This window comes from Streptomyces sp. NPDC057010 (assembly GCF_042673805.1).
Taxonomy (GTDB): domain Bacteria; phylum Actinomycetota; class Actinomycetes; order Streptomycetales; family Streptomycetaceae; genus Streptomyces.
On the sequence record NZ_JBHUSC010000111.1, the window covers coordinates 1 to 5,701 of the forward strand.

5 protein-coding genes and 1 pseudogene are annotated in these 5,701 nt (G+C 72.8%); 2 read left to right on the forward strand and 4 right to left on the reverse strand.

Annotated elements, in window-relative coordinates; genetic code table 11:
* The 4 genes and pseudogenes from ACFTXQ_RS36240 to rsmI all read right to left on the reverse strand — a co-directional run.
* Positions 1-282 (reverse strand): annotated as a pseudogene (locus ACFTXQ_RS36240) (hypothetical protein); the annotation flags it as partial.
* Positions 283-396: 114 nt separating this feature from the next.
* Positions 397-1,296, reverse strand: a complete 900-nt coding sequence (locus tag ACFTXQ_RS36245) for a TatD family hydrolase (RefSeq protein ID WP_382649833.1) — start codon at positions 1,294-1,296, stop codon at positions 397-399.
* Between the two features lie 10 nt (positions 1,297-1,306).
* A complete protein-coding gene (locus ACFTXQ_RS36250; RefSeq protein ID WP_382649836.1) occupies positions 1,307-1,795 on the reverse strand; it encodes a hypothetical protein in 489 nt (162 codons plus the stop codon).
* A gap of 160 nt (positions 1,796-1,955) precedes the next feature.
* Complete coding sequence (gene rsmI / locus ACFTXQ_RS36255; protein WP_382649839.1) at positions 1,956-2,852, reverse strand: 16S rRNA (cytidine(1402)-2'-O)-methyltransferase; 897 nt, start codon at positions 2,850-2,852, stop codon at positions 1,956-1,958.
* A gap of 88 nt (positions 2,853-2,940) precedes the next feature.
* Here rsmI and ACFTXQ_RS36260 point away from each other — a divergent pair, with 88 nt between their 5' ends.
* Entirely contained in the window at positions 2,941-4,710 is a 1,770-nt protein-coding gene (locus ACFTXQ_RS36260) for a dolichyl-phosphate-mannose--protein mannosyltransferase (RefSeq protein ID WP_382649842.1), read from the forward strand.
* 194 nt (positions 4,711-4,904) lie between these two features.
* Positions 4,905-5,701, forward strand: a 797-nt coding sequence (locus tag ACFTXQ_RS36265; RefSeq protein ID WP_382649845.1) for an NTF2-like N-terminal transpeptidase domain-containing protein, incomplete at its 3' end; no start/stop codon positions are given.

The window sequence follows — 5,701 nt, forward strand, 5'->3', positions numbered from 1 at the left end:
GGATGCCTGCGGCTCCTCGGCGGCGGGCCACGCGCCGGCCGGCGGCCCGCCCGGGTCGGGCGCGGGGGGCGTCGTGCGGCCGCGGGAGCGGCGGGCCGCCCGGCGGCCTTCGCCGCGCGGGGACGGGACCCCCGGGCCGGGTACCGGCCCCGGCGCCGGGTCTTCGGCGGCGGGCGGCCAGGGAGAGGGGGGCGGGGGTTCCGCGGGGGCCGGCCAGGCCATGGGCTCGTACGACCCCGGGACGGGACCGCCACGGCGGTGACTTCCCTGTGTATCGCTCACGACGCTCGCTCCACTGGTGGTCCGGACCCGCTGGTTCGGGCACGGCACCATAGCGGAGGAGTCGTCACACTCCAAAGTTGTACGATTACGGAGAGTTCGCGGTCGCTGCCGCGGTCAGTAGTCGAAGGCCCGGGCCGTGTTCGCCGCCAGGGCGGTGGCCATCGCGTCCTCGTCGATGCCGCGGACCGCCGCCATCGCCCGTACGGTCAGCGGAATGAGGTACGGGGCGTTGGGCCGTCCGCGGTACGGCGCCGGGGTCAGGTAGGGGGCGTCGGTCTCCACGAGGACGAGTTCCAGCGGGGCGACGGCCAGGGCCTCGCGCAGCGGCGCCGCGTTCTTGAAGGTGACCGTTCCGGCGAAGGACAGGTAGTACCCGGCGGCGGCGCACTCCCGGGCCATGTCGGCGTCGCCGGAGTAGCAGTGGAAGACGGTCCGGTCCGGGGCGCCTTCCTCGCGCAGGATGCGCAGGACGTCGGCGTGGGCCTCGCGGTCGTGGATGACGAGGGCCTTGCCCTGCCGCTTGGCGATCTCGATGTGGGCTCGGAAGGAGCGTTCCTGCGCGGCCATGCCCTCGGGGCCGGTGCGGAAGTAGTCCAGCCCGGTCTCGCCGACCGCCTTGACGTGGTCGAGGGCGGCGAGCGCCTCGATCTCGGCGAGGGCGTCGTCGAGGGCCGTGTCCCCGCCGCCGGTGCGGGCGCCCTGGCGGGACCAGCCGTCGGGGTCTCCGTGGACGATGCGGGGGGCCTCGTTCGGGTGCAGGGCCACGGCCGCGTGGACGTTCTCGTACGCGGCGGCGGTCTCGGCGGCCCACCGGGAGCCCTTCACGTCGCAGCCGACCTGGACGACCGTGGTCACGCCCACCGAGGCGGCCTTGGCCAGGCCTTCCTCGACGGTGCCGGACTGCATGTCCAGGTGGGTGTGCGAATCCGCCACCGCCACCCGGAGGGGCTCGGGCAGCGGCGGCAGTGCGTCCTTGGAGGCCTTGGAGGCCGAGGAGGCGGAGGAAGTGCTCATACGGCCGATCTTATGACCGGCGGAAGAGCCCCAGCAGTCGGGAGAGCCAGCCCCGGCGCTCGGCGTCGTCGATGGCGACGGGTCCGGGTGCGTCGTGCGTCCGGGGCGCCTTGCGCGGCTTCGGCGTCCGCGGGACGTCCGCGCCGGCGGGCACCGGTCCGGCGATTCCGGGGGCGATGCGGTGGTGGTAGATGCGGTCGATCGTGCCGAGCACCGAGGAGACCTGGCCGGCCCGCATGATGCGTACGACGTGGCCGCCGCAGTTCAGGCAGGTGGGGTTGGAGAGCGGGGAGGGCACCCGCTCGCCCTTGACCGTGTACATGATGAACGGCTGGCCCTTGCCGTCGACGTGGTGTTCTATCGCGTACGCCTGCTCCCAGGCGTACCCGCACTTCATGCACGCGAAGGAGTAGGCCTCGTGCACGGTCTCCACGTCGGAGGCGGCGGGCCCGGTCAAGGGTCCGGCGACGGGTACCGGGGTGTCTGCGATCTCACTCATGCCAGCTCCTCTTGTTCCACTGGTGCCATTGCCAGTGGACGCCTCTTCGGGCGGGAGCGCATCAGGCCCTGTCGAGTGTTGGACGGTCTTTGGGCCACTCATGCCCAAAGCGCCCGGTGCGCGGTCTGAGCTTTGCTTTTCAGGTTAGCTCTTTACCGGATTACGGCACCTTTTGTGCCGCATTCTTTGCCGCGACGACCGCGTCGAAGACCTCGCGCTTGGGTACCCCGGCCTCGGCCGCGACCGCCGCGATGGCCTCCTTGCGCCGCTCCCCGGCCTCCTCGCGCACCCGTACGCGGCGCACGAGCTCCTCGTCGTCCACGTCGCCGGGGGCGGCCGCCGGGGCACCCTCCACGACGATGGTGATCTCCCCGCGCACGCCCTCGGCGGCCCAGGCGGCCAGCTCGCCGAGCCCGCCGCGCTTGACCTCCTCGTACGTCTTGGTCAGCTCGCGGCACACGGCGGCGCGCCGCTCGGGGCCGAAGACCTCGGCCATCGCGGCCAGGGTGTCGTCGAGCCGGTGCGGGGCCTCGAAGTAGACGAGGGTGCGCCGCTCGCCCTCGACCTCGCGCAGCCGGCCGAGCCGTTCGCCGGCCTTGCGCGGCAGGAACCCCTCGAAGCAGAAGCGGTCCACCGGCAGCCCGGACAGGGCGAGCGCGGTGAGCACCGCGGAGGGGCCGGGGACGGCGGTGACCCTGATGTCCTTCTCGACGGCGGCGGCGACGAGCCGGTAGCCGGGGTCGGACACGGACGGCATGCCCGCGTCGGTCACCAGCAGGACGCGCGCCCCGCCGGCGAGGGCCTCGACCAGTTCGGGGGTGCGGGCGGACTCGTTGCCCTCGAAGTACGACAGGACGCGCCCGGTGGTGTGCACGCCGAGGCCCTGGGTCAGCCGGCGCAGCCGCCGGGTGTCCTCGGCGGCGATCACATCGGCCCGCTCCAGCTCGGCCGCGAGGCGCGGCGGGGCGTCCGCGAGGTCGCCGATGGGGGTGCCGGCGAGCACCAGGACGCCGGTCGTGGAGGAGGTCCCGGTACCGCGGGGCTGGTCAGTCGTCACCCGCCCATCCTCTCAGTCCGGCGCGCGGACGCCCCCCGCCGCTCCCCGCCGCTGGGGCTCTCACAGATCCTTTCCCTACGATGTGCCGGTGACCAGTACCGCGACGCCGCCGCCCAGCCCCGCGGGGGCCCCGCCCGTCCCGCCGGCGGGACGGGAAGAAGAGACGTCCACCTGGCTGCGCCGGCTGCGCGCCTTCGGCTACGTGCCGGGCGGCTCCGGGGCGCCGCGCCCGGACGTCCGCGCCCGCCTGGTGCCCCCGTACGCCAAGCCCTCTCCACAGCTGTGGATGACCTTCGGCCTGCCGCAGAGGGTGTGGGGGACCTGGGAGCGGATCCTGGCGTGGGCGGGGCCGCTGCTGGTGGCGCTGGTCGCGGGGGTGCTGCGGTTCGTGCACCTGGGCAGCCCGAAGGCGGTGATATTCGACGAGACGTACTACGCCAAGGACGCCTGGGCCACGATCAAGCAGGGCTACGAGGCGAGCTGGCCGAAGGACATCGACAAGTCGATCCTCGCCAACCCGGAGGGGGTCTCGCTCCCGCTGGACCCGGGCTACGTCGTGCACCCGCCGGTCGGGAAGTGGGTGATCGGGCTGGGCGAGTGGATGTTCGGCTTCACGCCGTTCGGCTGGCGGTTCATGACGGCCCTGCTCGGCACCCTGTCGGTGCTGATGCTGTGCCGGATCGGGCGCCGCCTCTTCCGCTCGACGTTCCTGGGCTGTCTGGCGGGCGCGCTGCTCGCGGTGGACGGCCTGCACCTGGTGATGAGCCGCACGGCGCTGCTGGACCTGGTGCTGATGTTCTTCGTGCTGGCCGCGTTCGGGGCGCTGCTCATCGACCGGGACCGGGCCCGGGCCCGGCTCGCGGCCGCGCTTCCGGTGGACGAGGAGGGGCGGACCCGGCCCGACCTGCACATCGCGGAGACGCTGAAGCTGGGCTGGCGGCCCTTCCGGATCCTGGCCGGGGTGTGCCTGGGGCTGGCCGCGGGCACGAAGTGGAACGGCTTCATCGCGCTGGCCTTCTTCGGCGTCCTCATGGTGATGTGGGACACCGCCGCGCGGCGCACCGCAGGCGCGGGCTCCCCGCACGCGGCGATGATGCGCCGCGACAACTGGCCCGGCTTCCTGTCCCTCGTGCCGGTCGCGATCGTCACGTACGTGGCCTCCTGGTCGGGGTGGATCTTCAGCCCGGACGACGGCACGGGCGGCTACCTGCGCGACTGGGCGGCCAAGAACGACCGGCACAGCGCGCTGTCGTTCCTGCCGGAGTGGCTGCGCAGCCTGTGGCACTACGAGACCGAGGTCTACAAGTTCCACGTCGGCCTGACCTCGGGGCACACCTACGAGTCCAACCCGTGGAGCTGGCTGGTCCTGGGCCGGCCGGTCTCCTACTTCTACGAGTCCCCCGACCCCGGCACCGACGGGTGCCCGGCGACGGAGGCGGGCAAGTGCGCCCGCGAGGTCCTGGCGCTGGGGACCCCGCTGCTGTGGTGGGCGGGCTGCTTCGCGCTGCTGTACGTGCTGTGGCGGTGGTTCTTCCGCCGCGACTGGCGGGCGGGCGCGATCGCGTGCGCGCTGGGCGCGGGCCTGCTGCCCTGGTTCAACTACCAGGAGCGGACCATCTTCTACTTCTACGCGGTGGTCTTCGTCCCGTACCTGTGCCTGGCGGTGGCGATGATGATCGGCGCCCTGCTGGGGCCGGCCGGGTCGAGTGAGCGCAGACGTGCGCTGGGCGCGATCGGGGCGGGCGTGCTGGTCCTGCTGATCGTGTGGAACTTCATCTACTTCTGGCCGATCTACACGGGCCAGACCCTGCCGATGGACTCCTGGCGCGGCCGCATGTGGCTGGACACCTGGGTGTAGCGGGGCGGTCGGCGGACGGGTGCAGGAGGGTCTTCCCGGGTGCGGGAGGGCCCTCCTGCCGTGTTTCGCTCCTTTTCGGCCATCGAGGTTCCGGTCCGGTAACAAACACGGCCCGTGGTCACGGGGTGACGTATGGTCTGCCCTGAGGTTCTTTGAACATGTTCAGAGAATTGTCGTCACGGGGGAGGACAGCAGTGAACGGGGCAGCGAAGGGCGCCATCATCGGCGGGGTGTTCCTGGCGATGGTGGGCGGGACCGGCTACGGGGTGTACGCCCTGGTCGGGGACGCCGGGCAGGACGAGGGGGGCCGGAGGAAGGCCGACGGGGCCGCTTCCGTGCAGGCGGGGAAGGGCAGCGGGCCCGTCACCGAGAAGGAGACCGCCGCGACCGCCAAGGCCTTCCTGGCCGCGTGGGCGGCGGGGGACGCGTCCACGGCCGCCGAACTGACGAACAACACGGCGGCCGCGCGGACCGCGGTGACCGATTTCCGGGCGAAAGCCCACGTCTCCAAGGCCGTGATCACCCCGGGCACGCCCAAGGGGACCAGCGTGCCCTACAAGGTCGAGGCGGAGATCACGTACGAGGGCGTCACCAAGCCGCTCGCCTACGACTCGCAGCTGACGGTGGTGCGGGGCCTGACCAGTGGAAAGCCGCTGGTCGACTGGCAGGAGTCGGTCCTCCACCCGCAGCTCCAGAAGGGCGAGGCGCTGCGCGCGGGCGCCCCGGCCACCCCGCCGGTCAAGGCGGTGGACCGGGCCGGCCAGGAGCTGAGCGCGGAGAAGTACCCCTCACTGGGGCCGGTCCTGGAGGAGCTGCGCACGACGTACGGCGCCAAGGCGGGCGGCAACCCGGGCGCGGAGGTGTGGATCGAACCGGCGGTCGGGCCCAGGCGGACGCTGCTGACGCTGGTCGAGGGCGAGCCGAGCACGCTGAAGACGTACCTGGACGCGGGGGTGCAGGCTGCGGCCGAGCAGGCGGTCGCCAAGTACCC